The following is a 16,167-nucleotide window of genomic DNA, read 5'->3' on the forward strand; positions in this document are numbered from 1 at the left end:
GCAAGGGTGGGGGTACGATGGCGCCAACCCTAGAAGGCCGAACTCGCGAGCTTCTTTCGCGGGTCCAGGCGGAGGGCCTCTATAAGCATGAGCGGATGATCACTGGCGCGCAAGCGGGCCGGATCCGTGTCGTTTCGCAGTCTTCCGAGCGGGACAGCAGATTGATCCTGCTGCCGCATCATCAATGAAATTCTATGCCGAACTTTGCGGCAGTCTGCTGCGTAATGCTGTCGGACCCAAGTTACGCTGCGAACTGCGCGGGGATCATGAGATGGCCTCGCGCTGTCTGGCGCTGGCGATTAGGCCTGCAACCCGAGCAAGAGACGTCGACCGATCATGACAGCCGCATTTTTTCCAGCCGGGCAGCGCGACAACGAAGACGTGGCCCTGCTTCCTTTCTCCAGAGCGCATCTGGAAGGCGCCCTGAAGCTCTCGCAGGAGATGTCCTGGCCCTACCGCATTGAGGATTGGGACGTTGCGCTGCAGCTGGGTCATGGGTTTGTTCTGCAGCGCGAGGGGACGGTGATCGGAACCGCGGCGTGGTGGCCATACGGCGAGACTCACGCGTCCGCCGGCATGATCATCGTCGCGAAGGCCGCTCAGGGCCGCGGCTATGGGGCGCGGCTGATGGATGCGTTGCTGGCGTCCGCGCGCCCACGGACCATCGCGTTGAATTCGACGGCCGAAGGCATCACGCTTTATCGCCGCCGCGGTTTTCTGCCGACCGGGATCATCCATCAGCATCAGGGAATTCCACGCCAAAGCCACGAGACGCCGCGATCGGGCCTCCTCAGACCGATGGCCGCATCGGAGTTCGAAGCGATCGCGCGGCTCGACCGCACTGCTAGCGGGTTGGAGCGGCGGCAGTTGCTGAATCGGCTGTTCGATAGCGGTGACGGTCATGTCCTGCTGCGTGACGGCATACTTTGCGGCTACGCCATCTCTCGGCTCTTCGGCCGAGGGTATGTCATCGGTCCCGTGGTGGCCGAGAGCCCGACCGATGCACGCGCGCTGATCGAGTTCGCGATCGCGCGGCTCGGGCCTGTCTTCGTCCGGATCGATACTCCGGCCTCCTCGCAGCTCGGGGAATGGCTCGAAAGCATCGGCCTGCAGCAGGTTAGTGATGCCACCACCATGGTGCTGGGGACGCCGGCTGAATGGACTGGACCGGCCCGCATGTTCGGGCTCGCCAACCAGTCATTCGGCTAAGGGATATCGGGATGCTACACGTGGAGATAGACAGGACGGATGTCCCGAACGCCGGGCCGGGCGAGACGGCCGCAACGATTGGTGCGCTGGCAACACCGGCGCTCCTGCTCGACAAGCATCGGCTGGACCGCAATCTGGCGCGCCTGTCCTCTCGTATGGCCCGGCAAGGCGTCGTGCTGCGTCCCCATATGAAGACGGCGAAATCCATTGACGTCGCCCACCGCGTCTATCCATCGGAGGCGGGACCAATCACTGTCTCGACCTTGGCGGAGGCGGAGTACTTCGCGCAGCATGGGTTCCGGGACATCACCTATGCCGTGGGTCTGGCGCCCCACACAGCTGGAAGAGCGATGCGTCTGCGCAAAGCAGGCATCGACCTCAAGGTGCTGCTCGATTCGCCGGAGCAGGCGATCATCCTCGGCGCGGCCGCTCGTGCCGCCGGCGTAGCGCCGTCTGCTTTCATCGAAATCGATTGCGACGGTCACCGTGGCGGGCTGACCGCTGAGGATCCCAAGCTCATCGCCGTCGCGGCCGCCGTGGTCAAGGCCGGCGTCGACCTCGTAGGCATTCTCACCCATGCCGGCGAATCCTACGGCCTCAGCACGCCCGCGGCCCTTGTCGCGGCTGCGGAAAACGAGAGGGCCGTGGCCGTCGCTGCGGCGGAGAGGTTGCGCGCGGCAGGGCATGAGTGCCCGGTCGTCAGCGTCGGCTCGACGCCGACCGCCCATTTTGCCGAAGACCTGACCGGCGTCACGGAAATGCGAGCCGGCGTCTACATGTTCTTTGATCTGGTAATGCACGGTGTCGGTGTCTGCACGACCGACGACATCGCGATCTCGGTGCTTGCTACCGTGATCGGCAAGAAGCCCGAGAAGCGCTGGATTTTGGTCGATGCCGGGTGGATGGCGCTGTCGCGCGATCGCGGCACCGCGGCGCAGCGAGTCGACCAGGGCTACGGTCTGGTCTGCGACGTGGCCGGCAAAGTCTTTCCTGACCTGATCGTTTCGCAAGCGAGCCAGGAGCACGGGATCCTCGCCATCAGGCCCGGGTCGGCGCAGGCTTTGCCCAATCTTCCGATCGGCGCGAAGGTCCGCATCCTGCCCAATCATGCCTGTGCGACGGCGTCGCAACACGAACTGTACAACGTCATCTCCGCCGGCAGCGACGCGATCGCGGCGCGATGGCCACGGATGCGCGGCTGGTAGGTTGTCGAAAGGATCGCTTCCAATGACCTCGCCCCTTCGACACCTGACGGAAGCCGGCTTCCTCGGAAAATTCTACATCGACGGAGGATGGCGGAAGCCGGTCGGATCAGTCGTGGCAGCAGCAACCGTCGTCAATCCGGCAACGGAGCAGTCGATCGCCGAGATTGCGCTCGGCGATGACGATGATGTGGACTGCGCCGTAGCAGCTGCCAGACGAGCCTTCGCAGGCTGGTCCATGACACCGCCTGCTGACCGAGCGGTGCTGCTCGACCGGATTCACGGTTTGCTGCTCCAGCGGCTGGAGTTGTTCGCGCAGGCGCTCACGTGCGAGATGGGAGCTGCCATCACCTATGCGCGTCGAGCCCAGGTGCCGCTGGCTGCCGAACATATTCGTGTCGCTCGCGACAATCTCGCGAATTATCAGTTCATCGCCGCGCGCGGCAGCACGGCGATCATGCGCGAGGCGATCGGTGTCTGCGGTCTCATCACCCCCTGGAACTGGCCTCTCTACCAGATCACAGCCAAGGTCGGTCCCGCGCTCGCAGCCGGTTGCACGGTGGTGTTGAAGCCGAGCGAGTTATCGCCGCTGAGCGCCTTGCTATTCGCTGAGGTGATGGACGATGCCGGCTGTCCGCCCGGCGTCTTCAACCTCGTCAATGGAACGGGTCCGATCGTCGGCGCTCGTCTGGCGTCGCATCCGCATGTAGACATGATCTCGATCACCGGCTCGACCCGGGCTGGCGTTCTCGTCGCGCAGGCCGCGGCGCCCACTGTCAAGCGTGTCGCCCAGGAGCTCGGCGGCAAGTCGCCGAACATTATTCTGCCGGACGCCGATCTCAGCCGTGCTATTCCGCTCGGCGTCGGCGCCGCCTTCCGTAATCTCGGCCAATCCTGCAGCGCTCCGACGCGCATGCTCGTGCCTCGCTCACACATGAAAGAGGTCGAGACCTTGGCGGCAGTGGCCGCTTCAGAGCTGGTGGTCGGCGATCCGCTTGGGGAAAGCACGACCCATGGCCCGATCGCCAACCGGCCGCAGTTCGAGCGCGTGCAGACCATGATCGGTGTCGGCCTGGATGAAGGCGCCAAGCTCGTCATCGGCGGGCCCGGGCGGCGCCGCAACCTTCAGATTGGTTTCTATGCGCGGCCGACCATCTTCTCGAACGTCCGTTGCGACATGAGGATCGCGCAGGAGGAGATCTTCGGCCCGGTGCTGTCGATCATTCCCTACGATACCGTGGACGAAGCGATCGCGATCGCCAATGACACCGTCTACGGACTCGGCGCCCATGTGCAGGGCACCGATATGGAGACGGTGCGGGCCGTCGCCAGGCGGATTCAGTCGGGTCAAGTGCATCTCAACCATCCCGACTGGGACCCCAACGCACCTTTTGGCGGCTACAAGCGCTCCGGCAACGGACGCGAATACGGCCGTGAGGGCATGGAGGAGTATTTGGAGACCAAGGCCGTCCTCGGATTTTACCGATGAAGGCCAGCGATCTACTGGAGCAATCGATGCAGATCGGGGAATTTCCGAGGGCCACAAGCGCGCTCCAGCGGACGGGCAGGTCCCGCCGCCTTCCGCCGAACTGGGATTGGCTGGGCCTGAGCAACTCGTATCATTCAAGCGGCCAAAAACCCGAACATCTTGCGAAGCCCGAGATGATTTCAGCACATTCTATTGCGCGCACGATGCGATGATGGGCTGATCGGGACTTCGCTTTCGTATTCCCGGCAGCCGAGGTTCGTTGAAACATGTCGCCCCACGTCGAGCGCATTCACAGCGATGAGCGTCTTCCGGCCGCGGCCGACGTCGTCATCGTCGGCGGCGGCATCCTCGGCTCTACGGCCGCCTATTACCTGGCGAAGCGCGGCCTCTCTGTGGCGCTCCTCGAGAAGGGCCACGTCGCCTGTGAACAATCGAGCCGAAACTGGGGTTGGTGCCGCCAGCAGAACCGCGACCGGCGCGAACTGCCGCTCTCGGTGATCTCCATGCGGCTATGGGACGAGCTCACGCGCGATATCAATCGGGACCTCGGATTTCGGCGCTGCGGTCTCGTCTATGCGACCCACGACGAGGCTGTGCTCGCCGGCTGGGAAAGGTGGCGCGAGGTCGCCAGGGAGTACGACGTCGACACGCGCGTGCTGAGCCGGGCGGAGGTGGCCGAGCGCGTCCCCGAAGCGCGCGACAAATGGGTCGGCGGGACCTATTCGGAGCGGGACGGCAAGGCCGAACCTGCGCTCGCCGCGCCGGCTATCGCCGAGGGGGCCAGGACTCTGGGCGCCACAATCCACCAGGAATGCGCCGCTCGGGGGCTCGACCTGGCCAATGGCAAGATCGCGGGCGTGCAGACGGAGAAGGGCTATATCAGAACCAGCGCGGTGCTGTGCGCCGCCGGCGCCTGGTCGTCGCGCTTGCTTCGGCCGCTCGGGATCAGTTTCCCCCAGGCGAGCATCCGTCAGACCGCGCTGCGTTCTACCCCGACAATCAACATCGGCGAGGCGGTCTCCACTCCCTACTGCACGATCACGCGCCGACTGGACGGCAGCTATACGCTTGCGATCAGCGGCAAGGCGAACCTCGAAATCACGCCCCAGGCGATCCGATACAGCCGGGAATTCATGCCGCAGTTCTTGCGTCGCCTGAAGAACGTCAGGCTCGGCGTTGGCCGATCGTTCGTTTCGGGACCGGATTCGATGTCGGCGCTGCTGACCGACGACGATCGGATCTTCGAGCAGAATCGCGTGCTGGATCCACCGCCCTTGAAATGGCTGGTGAGCCAAGTGGTGGAGAGTGTCCGGAAAACCTTCCCCCAACTCGGGGAAATCAAGATCGATAGCGCCTGGGGCGGCTTCGTCGATTGCACGCCGGACGCAGTGCCCGTGGTGTCGCAGGTAGACGGGGTGAAGGGCCTCGTCCTCGCAGCGGGCTGCTCGGGTCACGGCTTCGGTCTGGGCCCAGGGCTCGGCTATCTGGCCGCACAGCTCGTCGTCAACGACACGCCTTGCGTCGATCCCGCACCGTTTCGGCTGTCGCGTCTGACCGACGGCTCGAAGCTGGATATCTCCGCAATCTGAAGATCGAGCCGGAAGTCAGGCCCTGCAGTCCCTAAGGAGCGTTTCCTCCCCAACTTGAGCCACTCCTTCGGAGTGGCTCTTTCTTTATGGACAAGACGATTTGGCTGATCGAGGTGCATCGGCCGAAGCCCACCGTTTGGAAAGCACCGACAGCTCGCCGGCCCATAGTTCAACGGTCAGACTTCTCTCCCAACGGACGAACGACCGCGCCGGCGTTCATGATGTCCGCCGGATCAAAGGCAGTCTTGATCCGGCGCATCGCCGCGATACGCCCGACATCGCCGTACCGCTCCAGAAGGTGCTTCTTGAAACGACCGACGCCGTGCTCCGCGCTGAACGTGCCGCCGAGCGCCGCGGCCGTGTCGTAGAGTTGCAGCGAGAGGCTGCCTTCGATCCGCTTGGTGAATTCCAGCCGGTCGACATCGCGAGGAACGAGCACGTTGTAATGCAGATTGCCGTCGCCCACATGACCGTAGACGGACAGTTCAAGGTCGGCGTCATACGATCGCACCTGCGAGCCGGCAAGGTCCAGAAAGCGCTGAATGCAGGAAAGCGGCACCGAGATGTCGTGCTTGACCGATCCGTTCCGGCGCTTCTCGCCCTCGGGGATGGTCTCGCGGAGCCGCCACATCGCGGTCCGCTGTGATCCGCTCTGCGCCAGCAATGCGTCATCGATCCAGCCGGACTCGATCGCCTCGACCAGAACGGCTTCCATTAGTTCGTCCAGATCGATATGCCTTGAGGAAGAGGCGATCTCGACGAGGACGGCGCCTGCTGGGCTTGTTGGAAGGGAGGGCGGGTCGGTCATTGCTTCGGTCGCGAGCGCGATGGATCTGGCCGCCATGAATTCGAACGTGGTCAGCAGGTCTGCGGATTCGCGGCGGACCAATGCGAGAAGCTCGGCGAGCGGTGCCCCGTTCGCGAGCTTCAGCCAGGCAGTCGCGCGGTGGGTCGGCAAGGGCGCGAGACGCAACACTGCGCCGGTGACGATGCCGAGAGTCCCCTCGCTTCCGACGAAGCACTGCTTGACGTCGTAGCCGGTGTTGTTCTTCCGCAGCTTGCGCATGTCGGAGACGACCGTGCCGTCCGCCAGGACCGCCTCGATCCCGAGCAGCAGATCGCGCGTCATCCCGTACCTGACGACTGACAGCCCGCCGGCGTTCGTGCCGATGTTGCCCCCGATCCGGCAACTGCCTTCCGCGCCGAGGCTGAGCGGCAACAGAAGGCCGGCAGCCGCCGCGGCGTCCTGTACGTTCTTCAGGATGGCGCCGCCATCGACAGAGATGCTCATGGACACGGGATCGATTTCGCGGATCCTGTCCATCCGCTCGAGGCTCACGATAATCTGGCGTCCGGATGCGTCCGGCGTAGCGCCGCCGCAATAGCTGGTGTTGCCGCCTTGCGGAACGATTCCGATCCCGTGGTGCGCCGCCAGCCGTACCACGTCAGCGACTTGCTGTGTCGTGGCCGGCTTCAGCACGGCAAACGTCGACCCCGTGAAGAGCTGGCGTTGATCCGTTGTGTAGGTAGCGATCCCCTCTGGGTCGTCAACGACGCCTCGGTCGCCTACAAGGTCGCGAAAGGCCCGAACGTGTACTGACTGGGACATGCTCAGCTCCCGATTGGCATCGGGTGATCTTTGCGGGTTTGTGCCGCATTGGCTGCCGTTGAGAGGGCATCCCGAAGAAAACAATGCCGAATTACCACCGATGCCGGCAGCTTGCAGCGGGTGTCGAACGCCTTCATCGCCTATGCCGTTCCGGACTCCACAATTCCCCCGACGGGAGGCGCCGCCGCGGCGCGGGGCATGGGAGTTCCTATACGCCTAAATATGAATCGCATGTCCCAGCGACTTCAGCGCGGCCTCGTGAAAGGCTTCGCCTTGGGTCGGATGCGCATGGATGGTCATGGCGACATCCTCGAGGCGCGCGCCCATCTCCAGCGCAAGACCGAAGGCTGCCGAGAGCTCGGCGATGCCGGCGCCAACGCCCTGGATTCCCAACAGGAGATGATTGTCGGCTCGCGCGACGGTTCGGATGAAGCCGTCTTCCCGATCCAGCGTCAGTGCGCGGCCGTTGGCCTTGAACGGGAAGAGGTCCGTCTTGACCTCGAAACCCCTGCTGCTCACCTCGTTGGGTGACAGGCCGACCGTGACAATCTCGGGGTCAGTGAAGCAGATCGCCGGGATCGAAATGCGGTCCCAGGCGCGACGGCGACCGGCAACGATCTCAGCCACCATTTCGCCTTGCGCCATGGCGCGATGCGCCAGCATCGGCTCTCCCGTGACGTCTCCGATCGCGGAGACGCCGTGCATCGAGGTACGGCATCGGTCGTCGATTCTGATAAAAGGTCCATCCATGTCGAGATCGAGAATCTCGAGCCCGAAGCCGCTTGTCGCGGGTCTGCGGCCGACCGTAACAAGGATCTTGTCGGCTTCGAGTGACGTCTGCTCCCCGCTGGCGGTCTCGATCGCCAGCGCCGCGCTTTCCGTGCCGAGTGCTTGCACCTTTGCGCCCGTCAGAACCGTGACTCCGAGCGCGGTCAGGCGCCTTGCGATGGGCTCACTCAGGTCGACATCATATTGCGGGAGAATGCGCGGCGCAGCCTCGACGACCGTGACGGCTGCGCCCATTTTCGCGAGCGCAGTGCCGAGCTCGAGGCCAATGTAACCGCCGCCGACCACGACAAGCTTCTTCGGGATTTCGGTGAGTGCCAAAGCCTCGGTCGAGGAGATCACGCGGCCTCCGAAGGGAAGGAACGGCAGCGCAACCGGCTCGGAGCCCGTCGCGATCACCACCGTTTCGGCACGGATCACCTGCCGGCCGGATGGCGTTTCGACCTCGACGGTCTTGCCGTCGCGAAAGGAGGCGCGACCAGCCACGTATCTGGCGCCGGCTCTTTTCAGTAGACCAGCCACGCCGCCGTTCAGGCGCCTGACGATATCATCCTTCCAGGCGATGGTCCTCGCGAAGTTGAGTGATGGCGGCGCAGCGGAAATGCCGAAGGCATTCTTGCCATCGGCGGCCCGCGCGATGGTTTCATACTCACCGGCCGCATGGATCAAGGCCTTGGAAGGAATGCAGCCGACATTGAGACAGGTTCCACCCGGCTTTTCGGCCTCGACGATGATCGTATCGATGCCGAGCTGGCCGGCACGGATCGCGCAGGTGTAGCCGCCGGGGCCCGCGCCGATGACAAGGAGCTTGCAGGTGATTTCGGTCATTGTCTTATGCGTCAATGAAGATCATGGCCGGTGTCTCCAGCTGTGTCTTGATCCGCTGCACGAACTGGGCTGCATCGAACCCATCGATCACCCGGTGATCAAAGCTGGACGACAGATTCATCATCTGACGCGGAACGAAGACGGCGCCATCCCAATGCGGACGGATGGCGATGCGGTTGACACCGACGATTGCGACCTCCGGATGATTGATGATGGGCGTCGTCGCGAGCCCGCCCAGTGCGCCGAGCGACGTGATCGTGATGGTCGAGCCGGTGAGTTCGTCGCGGGTGGCGCTGCCGTTCCGCGCCGCTTCCGCGATCCGCGCGACCTCGGCGGCGCAATTCCAGAGGTCGCGCGCTTCCGCATGCCGGACGACGGGGACCACCAAGCCGGTCGGCGTTTGCGTGGCAATCCCGATATGAACGCCCGCGTGCTGGTGAACGATCCCGACCTCGTCGTCGAAATGGGCATTGAGATGGGGCAGCCCGGTGATCGCGCGCACCATGGCGCGCATCAGGAACGGCAACAATGTCAGTTTGGGCCTGCCCGGCTGCTTCTGGCTGTTGAGCTTCGCGCGCAAATCCTCGAGCGCGGTGACATCGACCTCTTCGATATAGGTGATGTGCGGAATGCGCGAGCTCGCAATCGACATCTTCTCGGCGATCTTGCGGCGTAAGCCGACGATCTTGATGTCGGTCACCGCGGTTTGCGCGGGATACGGCGTCGCTGTCGTTCCGATACCGCCGCGCGCGAAATGGGCGTCAAGATCATCGTGGGTGACCCGCCCGGCCGGGCCCGTTCCGCGAATCTGACGCAAGTCGACGCCTGCTTCCCGCGCGCGGAGCCGAACCGCCGGGGCGGCCAAAGGCCGATCGCTTGCGTGGCGGAGTAGCGCCGCTGATGGCTCCGTCCTCCGCGCATTGGGCGGATCGCTCGCCGGCACGCGCGGGGCGCTTGCGGCATGATCAGACTTTTTGGCCGAAGCGCTTGCCGCGGACGATGCGAGCTTCACCGCTTCCGTCGCGGGCGCGCTCTTGCCGTCGACCTCCAGCCGAACGAAGTCCGAGCCGATGGCGAGAACGTCGCCCACACTGCCGGCGAGCCAGATGACCCGTCCCTCGGCGGGCGAGGGAATTTCCACCGTCGCCTTGTCGGTCATGACTGCGCCGAGCACGGCGTCCTCGCGCACGACGTCGCCGACCTTCACGTGCCATTCCACGAGCTCGGCTTCCGCAATGCCTTCGCCGACGTCGGGCAGCTTGATCACGCGCTCGGCCATTTCAAGCCTCCAGCGTTTCGATCAGCGCACGACTGACTCGCGCCGGGCCCGGAAAGTAGTCCCATTCCTGTGCGTGTGGGTAGGGCGTGTCCCAGCCGGCGACCCGCGCGATGGGAGCTTCCAGATGATAGAAGCATCGCGTCTGGACCAGTGCGCACAGCTCAGCACCGAATCCGGAGGTCAGCGTTGCCTCATGCACGATCACGCAGCGTCCGGTCTTCTTGACCGAGGCTTCGATGGTGTCGAGATCGAGCGGCAGCAGCGAGCGAAGATCGATAATCTCGGCATCAACACCGGCTTCGGTCGCGGCGGTCTCGGCGACATGAACCATCGTGCCGTAGGCGAGGATGGTGACGGCCTCGCCGTGCCGGCGGATCGCGGCGCTACCGAGCGGAATTGCAAAATGTCCGTCGTCGACTTCGCCGAGATCATGCTTCGACCACGGCGTCACCGGCCGGTCATGATGACCGTCGAATGGACCGTTATAGAGCCGCTTCGGTTCGAGAAAGATCACGGGATCGGGGTCCTCGATGGCGGAGATCAGCAGACCCTTGGCGTCGCGCGGGTTCGATGGCACGACGGTCTTGATGCCGCAGACATGGGTGAACAGAGCTTCCGGGCTCTGGCTGTGCGTCTGCCCGCCAAAGATGCCGCCGCCGGTCGGCATGCGCACGACGAGCGGGCAGGTGAACTGGCCATTCGACCGATAGCGTAGCCGCGCGGCCTCGGAGACGATCTGGTCGTAAGCCGGATACATGTAATCGGCGAACTGGATTTCGACGCAGGGTTTCAGGCCATAAGCTGCCATGCCGACCGCGATGCCGACGATGCCGAGTTCGCTGATCGGGGTATCGAAGCAACGGCTCGTTCCGTATTTCGCCTGTAGACCCTGGCTGGCGCGAAACACACCGCCGAAATAGCCGACATCCTCGCCGAACACGACGACATCGTTGTCGCGCGACATCATCACGTCCATCGCGTCGCGAATCGCCTCGATCATGGTCCGCCGTGTCATGATTCAGACTCCGGCTTCCTGGCGCTGACGGCGCAGATGTGGCGGCATATCTGCGAATACGCCCTCGAACATGTCACGCGCCGAAGGACGTTGCTCGGAATGGAGCGTGCCGTAGCTCTCGGCTTCCTTTTGGGCCGAAACGACTGTGTCCAGGATCTCCGCCTCAGCCTGCTTGTGCCGCTCCTCCGACCAGGCGCCGCGGACGATCAAATGGTTCTTCAGCCTGATCACGGGATCTCCGAGCGGCCACGCTTCGGATTCTGTCTTCGGCCGATAGCCCGCTGGGTCGTCCGAAGTAGAATGCGCACCGACGCGATAGGTTACGTGCTCGATCAGGGTAGGGCCGAGGTTGCGGCGTGCGCGTTCGCAGGCCCATTTCGCGACCGCATGGACTGCAAGGTAGTCGTTGCCGTCGACACGTAGTGCCGGAATGCCGAAGCCGAGACCGCGCGCTGCAAACGTGCCGGAGCCGCCGCGTGCGATGCCCTGGAAGGTCGAGATGGCCCATTGATTGTTGACGATGTTGAGCACGACCGGCGCGCGATAGGTGGAGGCGAACACCAGTGCGGCATGGAAGTCGGATTCGGCAGTCGCCCCATCGCCGATCCACGCAACTGCGATCTTGGTGTCGTTCTTGATCGCAGACGCCATCGCCCAGCCGACCGCCTGGATGTATTGGGTGGCGAGATTGCCGGAGATCGAGAAGAAGCCGTGCTCCCTGGAGGAATACATCACCGGTAGCTGGCGCCCCTTCAGGGGATCGTGCGTGTTGGAGTAGATCTGACAGGCCATCTCGACCAGCGAGTAGCCGCCGGCGATCAAAAGCCCCGCCTGGCGATAGGTCGGAAAATTCATGTCGCCCGGAAGAAGCGCCTTGCGGAAGGCGCAACTCACGGCCTCTTCGCCCATATGCTGCATATAGAACGACGTCTTGCCCTGACGCTGTGCTGTCTGCATCCGCGCGTCAAACGCACGCAACGTCATCATGTGACGCAAGCCCTCGAGCAGTTCGCTGTCCGAGAGGGTGCCTGCCCAGGGACCCACGGCCTCGCCATCGCGATTGAGCACGCGAATGACGGAGAAGGCGAGATCACGAATCGTCTCGGCGTCCACGTCGACTGCGGGACGATTGACCTGGCCTGCGCGCGGAATGCGGATGTTCGAGAAATCTGGCGTGCCGCCCGGGCGCACCGCTGGTTCCGGCACGTGCAGCCTCAGTGGCGGATGCTCGGCGGATTGAGCCGCCTCGCCTTGCGGGATCATGTCATGGATGAGGTCGGGGTCGGGCATTGGCTTTCACCTCTCACCTCGATTGCATCGATGCAGAATAACGCACCAACGCGGCGAACGAGCCGGTCGACGACGTCGCGGTCATCGATATCTATGGAAGCCGAGATGCGGCAGGCGTTCGAATCCACGCGCGCGCTGACGGCGGCAAGCCGCAGCCCCGCGACACGGGTCTGGTCGAGCAGGCGGCCGAGTGCGGCGTGCATATCGCTGGTCTGGAGTTCGAGAAAAAACACCGCATACGTCTCGTTTTGTAAGTACATCGTACTGGCAAAGACCAGGATTGTTGTTCTTTTGATCTGGGTATAGCCTGGATATGCGATAAGGATATTCCACATGTCAGCCGTAAGGCCAGAATGGAGTTCTTGGTATGGTGCCGATCGGACGTGCCTCGAGGCCGGTCAAGGCCCCGCGCAAGGATGCGCTTCGGCTAGACGAGATCGATCGCAAGATCCTGCGCGCCTTGCAGCAGGATGCACGCCTGACGACGGCGCAACTCGCCGACAGGATTGGGCTCTCCACCACGCCATGCTGGAACAGGCTGAAGCGTCTCGAGACGCAGGGCTATATCGATGGCTACGTCGCGCTGCTCAATCAGGACAAGCTTGGCCTGCCCGAAACGGTCATCATAGAGCTGACGCTCGATCGTCACGACGAGGAGATGCTCGAACGCTTTGGCCAATTGCTGACGAATTTGCCGGAGGTGATCGAGGCCTATCTCACCACCGGCGATTACGATTACATTGTGAAGGTCGCGGTCGAAAGCACCGCCGGCTATGAACGCTTCCTGCGCGAAAAGCTCTATCGCATCCCTGGCATCCGCCACAGCCGGTCGTCATTTGCGTTGCGCTGCCTGAAAAAGCTAACCTCGGTCCAGGTCTAGCAAAGGATCGGGGTACTCCAGTCGAGCCCTCATCGCTCCTGACCGCAGTCGTCGAGACTCCCATCCCCAAAGTTGGGAATGGGGCTAGGATTTACAGGGCGTGCTGGAAAGGCTACCGTCCCGGCTCGCCGAACTCGTGCTTGCTGTCGTGGCCGCCGATGAACACCAGGACCCCGGCGATCAGCGGCAGGACCGCAAGCACCAAGAGACCGGTCGAGGTCTGCCCCGTTGCTTCCTTGACCCAGCCGATCAGATAGGGCCCGCCGAAGCCGGCGAGGTTGCCGATCGAGTTGATCAAGGCGATGGCGCCGGCGGCCGCCGTGCCGGAGAGCCAGGCGGTCGGCAGGGTCCAGAACACGCCGAAGCAGCAGAACACGCCGATCGCGGCCACCGTCAGCGCCACCATCGTTAGCGTGGGATCGGTGAGATAGGAGGAGATGCCGAGCGCAATCGCCGTGAGCAGCAGCGGTGCGCCGACATGGAACACGCGCTCACGCGTGGCATCGGAATGCCGCGCCCACAAGATCATGGCGATGGTGCCGAACAGATAGGGAATCGCGGTGACGAAGCCGGTCTGTGTGTTCGTCAGGCCGAACGCCTTGACGATCTGCGGCAGCCAGAACTGCATGCCATAGAGCGCGCCGACGAAGCCGAAATAGATCAGGCTCAGCGTGATCACCTTCGGCGACGTCAGCGCTTCGCCAAGAGACAGATGTTTGACCGCCTTCTTGGCTGCAACCTCCGAATCAAGCTTGGCCTTGAGCCAGGTCTTCTGCTCGGCCGAGAGCCAGTCCGCCTTCTCCGGCTTGTCGGTGAGATAGAACCAGGTGGCGATGCCGAGCAGCACCGACGGAATGCCCTCGATGATGAACAGCCATTGCCAGCCCTTCAACCCCATGAGGCCGTCGAGGCCGAGCAGCAAGCCCGAGATCGGTGCGCCGATCACGGTGGATACGGGGACCGCGATCGCAAAGGCCGCGATGAAGCGGCCGCGGTACTCGGCCGGGTACCAATAGGTGAGATAGAGGATGATGCCGGGGAAGAAACCGGCCTCGGCGACACCGAGCAGAAAGCGCAGAATGTAGAAGCTGGTCTCGCCGCTGACCATCGCCATCAGCGCCGAGATGATGCCCCAGGTCACCATGATCCGGGCGATCCAGCGGCTGGCGCCGAATTTCTCCAGCGCGAGATTGCTCGGCACCTCGAAGATGAAATAGCCGATGAAGAAGATGCCGGCGCCCCAGGCGAACACCAAGGGGGAAAATTTCAGGTCCGCATTCATGGTCAGGGCGGCAAAGCCGAGATTGACGCGATCGAGGTAGGAGAAGAAGTAGGCCAGCACCAGGAACGGGATCAGTCGCCAGGAGATGGCGCGAATGGTCGAAGTCTCGATCGCCGACTTGGCAGCGCCGGCGGCACCGGCATAGGTGGTGGTCTGACTCATCGCGGTTCCCCCGTCTGTCCGCCAAGTCGACTTGGCTTCGTTATGATTGATGTTTGCGGATCTAATTCTCGGCAGAGTGCTGAAGCAATGCTGGCGTAGCGCAGTAATTCTGAACGGGGTGTCAGTTTTTCTCACGGGCCGATGTCCGGGTGACACTGCGGCCCTCATTGGACCGTCGACGTGCCTCGGCATGACGGAAGTAAACCCGTGGGTTTTTCCGACCACCGGGGGAAAGGCTGGCAGATCAGAAAAACCAAACGGGAGGTCAGAAAAAGCGCCTTGCATGGAACCGGACGACGCCGCTCATCTTGCGCCATCAAGAAGGAAGCCTGTCGCAGGCGAGGAAACGATGGTTGCAAGCGGCCTATCCAGCGCAAGAGCACGGCTCGGGTCGGCCTTCAAATCCGGTCGCGCCGCCACGGGTCGGCGCCGCAACGTTGCGCCGGCCAAATGAGCCGCGCGGAGCATCTGCGGATGCGGGCTCGGCTAGCGTCGTGATCCGCTCTTACTTGCCAGAATTGCTGGCGCTGTCCATCGGATCGTGGTCGCCAAGCGCGGGAAGATCGTCGACGCGATCAGGCGACAGAGCAACAGATCATCTACGCCGCCATTCACGAGAGGCTTGCATGAACGATGAATGAGATGACCACGCTGAGAGTCGGAATTGTCGGTGTAGGTCTGATGGGCCATGGAATCGCAAAGAATGTCCTGGCGCGGGGCAGCTTTCCTCTGGCCTTTCTCGACCATCCGGGCAATCAACCCGTTGACGATCTCCTCAGCCTCAGGGCCACGGCCTGCAAGACGCCCGGTGAGGTCGCGAGCGCGTCGGATGTTATCATCCTCTGCGTAACGGGTTCGCCTCAGGTCGAAGCGATCCTGACGGGCGAAGCGGGCGTTCTGTCTGGCCTCCGTAAGGGCACCATCATTGTCGATTGCTCGACGGCGCTGCCGGACTCGACATTGCGGATGGCCGCCGCGGTCGAGGCGGCGGGTGGACGCTTTCTCGATGCGCCCATGACGCGCACCGCCAGGCACGCGGAAGAAGGAACGCTGAACCTTCTGGTTGGCGGCGACGAAGCCGACCTTCGCAGCGTCCGCGCGGTTCTTGCCTCGTTCACCGAGGGTGTGGAACATGTCGGCCCGGTGGGTTTCGGCCACCGGCTCAAGCTGCTCCATAATTATGTATCGATCGGCTTCATGGCGCTGCTTGGCGAAGCCGCGGCGCAGGCTGCTGATGCAGGCGTCGATCCGGCGGTCTTCGTCGACGTCCTTGCCAAAGGAGGCGGGGCTGGCGTTGCGCTCCAGCGCATGGCGCCCGCAATCGTGACGGGCGATACCGGCACGATCCCGTTCTTTATCGATAATGCACTAAAGGATATCTCCTACTACCGGATGATGGCGAGCAACTCCGGCGCATCCAAAGCGATCGCAGACGGTGTCGGCACTGCGATCGCGGCTGTGGTCGAGAGCGGCCATGGCCAAGCCTATATTTCCGACCTGGCGCGGCTCCTTCGAAAGACGAAGCCGGCAGCCTAGACCGAGAATGA

13 protein-coding genes are annotated in these 16,167 nt (G+C 63.4%); 6 read left to right on the plus strand and 7 right to left on the minus strand.

What is annotated here, in order from left to right; translation table 11 throughout:
* Positions 1-336 precede the first annotated feature (336 nt).
* The 4 genes from DCG74_RS07655 to DCG74_RS07670 all read left to right on the plus strand — a co-directional run bounded on the left by DCG74_RS07655 (position 337) and on the right by DCG74_RS07670 (position 5,489).
* Entirely contained in the window at positions 337-1,209 is an 873-nt protein-coding gene (locus DCG74_RS07655) for a GNAT family N-acetyltransferase (protein ID WP_172786012.1), read from the plus strand.
* A gap of 26 nt (positions 1,210-1,235) precedes the next feature.
* The gene (locus DCG74_RS07660) at positions 1,236-2,414 is read left to right on the plus strand and encodes an alanine racemase (protein ID WP_373569525.1); all 1,179 of its coding nucleotides are present in this window, start codon (positions 1,236-1,238) and stop codon (positions 2,412-2,414) included.
* A gap of 22 nt (positions 2,415-2,436) precedes the next feature.
* Complete coding sequence (locus DCG74_RS07665) at positions 2,437-3,900, plus strand: aldehyde dehydrogenase family protein (protein ID WP_172786222.1); 1,464 nt, start codon at positions 2,437-2,439, stop codon at positions 3,898-3,900.
* A gap of 266 nt (positions 3,901-4,166) precedes the next feature.
* Complete coding sequence (locus DCG74_RS07670) at positions 4,167-5,489, plus strand: FAD-binding oxidoreductase (protein WP_172786010.1); 1,323 nt, start codon at positions 4,167-4,169, stop codon at positions 5,487-5,489.
* Positions 5,490-5,658: 169 nt separating this feature from the next.
* Here the strand turns inward: DCG74_RS07670 and DCG74_RS07675 are convergent, their stop codons facing one another.
* The 6 genes from DCG74_RS07675 to DCG74_RS07700 all read right to left on the minus strand — a co-directional run bounded on the left by DCG74_RS07675 (position 5,659) and on the right by DCG74_RS07700 (position 12,631).
* Positions 5,659-7,098 (minus strand): FAD-binding oxidoreductase, encoded by a 1,440-nt coding sequence (locus DCG74_RS07675; RefSeq protein ID WP_210268309.1) that lies wholly within the window; start codon positions 7,096-7,098, stop codon positions 5,659-5,661.
* Between the two features lie 216 nt (positions 7,099-7,314).
* A complete protein-coding gene (lpdA, locus tag DCG74_RS07680) occupies positions 7,315-8,712 on the minus strand; it encodes a dihydrolipoyl dehydrogenase (RefSeq protein ID WP_172786009.1) in 1,398 nt (465 codons plus the stop codon).
* A gap of 4 nt (positions 8,713-8,716) precedes the next feature.
* The gene (locus tag DCG74_RS07685) at positions 8,717-9,991 is read right to left on the minus strand and encodes a dihydrolipoamide acetyltransferase family protein (protein ID WP_172786008.1); all 1,275 of its coding nucleotides are present in this window, start codon (positions 9,989-9,991) and stop codon (positions 8,717-8,719) included.
* 1 nt (position 9,992) lies between these two features.
* Positions 9,993-11,006, minus strand: coding sequence for an alpha-ketoacid dehydrogenase subunit beta (locus tag DCG74_RS07690; protein WP_172786007.1), 1,014 nt, complete (start codon positions 11,004-11,006; stop codon positions 9,993-9,995).
* Between the two features lie 3 nt (positions 11,007-11,009).
* Positions 11,010-12,269, minus strand: a complete 1,260-nt coding sequence (locus DCG74_RS07695) for a 3-methyl-2-oxobutanoate dehydrogenase (2-methylpropanoyl-transferring) subunit alpha (protein WP_172786220.1) — start codon at positions 12,267-12,269, stop codon at positions 11,010-11,012.
* On the minus strand, positions 12,266-12,631 hold the full coding sequence (locus tag DCG74_RS07700; RefSeq protein ID WP_172786006.1) for a hypothetical protein: 366 nt from the start codon (positions 12,629-12,631) through the stop codon (positions 12,266-12,268). The genes DCG74_RS07695 and DCG74_RS07700 overlap by 4 nt, the downstream gene beginning before the upstream one ends.
* Before the next feature lie 32 nt (positions 12,632-12,663).
* Here DCG74_RS07700 and DCG74_RS07705 point away from each other — a divergent pair, with 32 nt between their 5' ends.
* Positions 12,664-13,176 (plus strand): Lrp/AsnC family transcriptional regulator, encoded by a 513-nt coding sequence (locus DCG74_RS07705; protein WP_172786005.1) that lies wholly within the window; start codon positions 12,664-12,666, stop codon positions 13,174-13,176.
* 112 nt (positions 13,177-13,288) lie between these two features.
* Here the strand turns inward: DCG74_RS07705 and DCG74_RS07710 are convergent, their stop codons facing one another.
* Positions 13,289-14,620, minus strand: coding sequence for an MFS transporter (locus tag DCG74_RS07710; RefSeq protein ID WP_172786004.1), 1,332 nt, complete (start codon positions 14,618-14,620; stop codon positions 13,289-13,291).
* Between the two features lie 642 nt (positions 14,621-15,262).
* On the opposite strand from DCG74_RS07710, the gene DCG74_RS07715 reads away from it, so the two are divergent.
* On the plus strand, positions 15,263-16,156 hold the full coding sequence (locus DCG74_RS07715) for an NAD(P)-dependent oxidoreductase (RefSeq protein WP_246708858.1): 894 nt from the start codon (positions 15,263-15,265) through the stop codon (positions 16,154-16,156).
* Positions 16,157-16,167 lie beyond the last annotated feature (11 nt).

Origin of the sequence: Bradyrhizobium sp. WBAH42 (assembly GCF_024585265.1) — a bacterium.
Lineage (GTDB): Bacteria > Pseudomonadota > Alphaproteobacteria > Rhizobiales > Xanthobacteraceae > Bradyrhizobium.

What these genes read in the sequence shown, in the direction of transcription:
- DCG74_RS07675 (WP_210268309.1), bottom strand. Translation starts at nt 7,098, where the DNA reads ATGTCCCAGTCAGTACACGTTCGGGCCTTTCGCGACCTTGTAGGCGAC.
- DCG74_RS07700 (WP_172786006.1), bottom strand. Translation starts at nt 12,631, where the DNA reads ATGTGGAATATCCTTATCGCATATCCAGGCTATACCCAGATCAAAAGA.
- DCG74_RS07705 (WP_172786005.1), top strand. Translation starts at nt 12,664, where the DNA reads ATGGTGCCGATCGGACGTGCCTCGAGGCCGGTCAAGGCCCCGCGCAAG.
- DCG74_RS07665 (WP_172786222.1), top strand. Translation starts at nt 2,437, where the DNA reads ATGACCTCGCCCCTTCGACACCTGACGGAAGCCGGCTTCCTCGGAAAA.
- DCG74_RS07655 (WP_172786012.1), top strand. Translation starts at nt 337, where the DNA reads ATGACAGCCGCATTTTTTCCAGCCGGGCAGCGCGACAACGAAGACGTG.
- DCG74_RS07670 (WP_172786010.1), top strand. Translation starts at nt 4,167, where the DNA reads ATGTCGCCCCACGTCGAGCGCATTCACAGCGATGAGCGTCTTCCGGCC.
- DCG74_RS07695 (WP_172786220.1), bottom strand. Translation starts at nt 12,269, where the DNA reads ATGATCCCGCAAGGCGAGGCGGCTCAATCCGCCGAGCATCCGCCACTG.
- DCG74_RS07690 (WP_172786007.1), bottom strand. Translation starts at nt 11,006, where the DNA reads ATGACACGGCGGACCATGATCGAGGCGATTCGCGACGCGATGGACGTG.
- DCG74_RS07715 (WP_246708858.1), top strand. Translation starts at nt 15,263, where the DNA reads ATGACCACGCTGAGAGTCGGAATTGTCGGTGTAGGTCTGATGGGCCAT.
- DCG74_RS07685 (WP_172786008.1), bottom strand. Translation starts at nt 9,991, where the DNA reads ATGGCCGAGCGCGTGATCAAGCTGCCCGACGTCGGCGAAGGCATTGCG.
- lpdA (WP_172786009.1), bottom strand. Translation starts at nt 8,712, where the DNA reads ATGACCGAAATCACCTGCAAGCTCCTTGTCATCGGCGCGGGCCCCGGC.
- DCG74_RS07710 (WP_172786004.1), bottom strand. Translation starts at nt 14,620, where the DNA reads ATGAGTCAGACCACCACCTATGCCGGTGCCGCCGGCGCTGCCAAGTCG.